The organism is Microbacterium sp. Bi128, assembly GCF_918698205.1.
Genome location: NZ_CAKKMM010001322.1, coordinates 1 through 1,409, shown reverse-complemented (window position 1 = coordinate 1,409; position 1,409 = coordinate 1). Strand labels below are relative to the sequence as shown.

General features: G+C 72.7%; 1 protein-coding gene and 1 pseudogene. One reads left to right on the top strand and one right to left on the bottom strand.

From position 1 onward, the window contains the following. Window positions 1–217 (top strand): annotated as a pseudogene (locus LQV45_RS32410) (IclR family transcriptional regulator); the annotation flags it as partial. A gap of 196 nt (window positions 218–413) precedes the next feature. Here the strand turns inward: LQV45_RS32410 and LQV45_RS32405 are convergent. Further along, window positions 414–1,409: thiolase family protein (locus tag LQV45_RS32405; RefSeq protein WP_230011651.1), on the bottom strand; the 996-nt coding region annotated here is incomplete at its 5' end.

Below are 1,409 nucleotides of genomic sequence, written 5' to 3'. Positions count from 1 at the left end.
GCCCGGCGTCGATTACGCGTATTCGGCCGATGAGCGTGCCACCGGCGTGCTGTCGGTCGCCGTCGCTGTGCCGAACGGAACCCGACGCCCCAGTGAGTCCATGGCACTAACCAGCCCCGTTGAGTCAGCCACCGAAGCCGGCCTCGAGGCCGGCGTTCCTGAACTCCGGCGCGCCGCCGGCCGACTCTCAGAACTCTTGGAAGGGTCCGTCTACTAGGCACGGCCTCACCGCCGCCACGCCACCACGTGCCCGCTCCCCGTGCCCAAGAATGGGCATGTCCTTCCCCGAGGCCACGCCGGGGCATGCCCGCACCGGGTACAGGGACATGCCCTCCCCTGCCCGCAGCCAGTGGACATCTGGCCTATATGTCCATCCTGCGCCGCGAAGAATGGGCATGTCCCCCTCCCGGGGCCTAATTGAGGCGCGCGTAACCCAGCAGCGCGGCCGTGCCCATGCCGCCTGCGATGCTGATCATCGCCAGGGAAAGCTGCCCCGGCTCCGGGGACCTGCGGGCCTGGGCCAGCAGCCGGGTGACCAGTACCGCGCCCGAGGCTCCATAGGCGTGACCAAGGGCCAGGGCCCCGCCGTCGAGGTTCGCCAGCTCTGGGTCAATCCCCAGCTGGTCAAAGCATGCGAGCGTCTGGGCCGCGAAGGCCTCGTTGAATTCCACCAGGCCCACGTCCGCGGCCGTCAGTCCGTGTGCCGCGAGGAGCCGTTCGGCCGCCGCGGCCGCGCCGATGCCGAGGAGCTGCGGCGCCACCCCGGCGGTGTCGGTTCCCAGGACCAGCAGCCCGTCGGCGGCACCCAGCTGCCGGGCCCGCTCCATGGACGTGACGAGGACGGCGGCGGCACCGTCGGCGTCGAAACAGGAGTTACCGGCCGTGACCGTGCCGCCGCTGGCAAATACAGGCGGGAAACGGGCCATCAGGGCCGGGCCAAGACTCGGCCGCGGACCGTCGTCGGCTGCCGCGGACCCCCCGGAGCCGGCGGCGAGGGGCACGATTTCGGCGTCGAACGTCCCGGCGGCCGCGGCTGCCAGGGCGCGTTGGTGGCTGCGGAGCGCGAAGGCGTCCTGGCGTTTCCGGCTGATGCCGAAGCGGGCTGCGACGTTTTCGGCCGCCACGCCCATGTCGGGGTCGCCGAAGCTCAGCGGCACGAACTGGGCCCGGCTGTAGAAGTCCGGGCTGCCGTCGTCGTTGCGGTGGGCGCGGAGCGGAGCCGTGCTGATGCTCTCGACGCCGCCCGCGAGGTACAGGCCGCCGCCGCCCGCCGCGACCAGCCGGGAGGCCAGGACGATCGCGTCCAGACCCGAGCCGCATTGCCGGTCCACGGTGACGCCGGGGACGGTGACCGGCAGGCCCGCCTCCAGCGCGGCGAGCCGGGCCACGTTCCCGCCGCCGCCCACGGC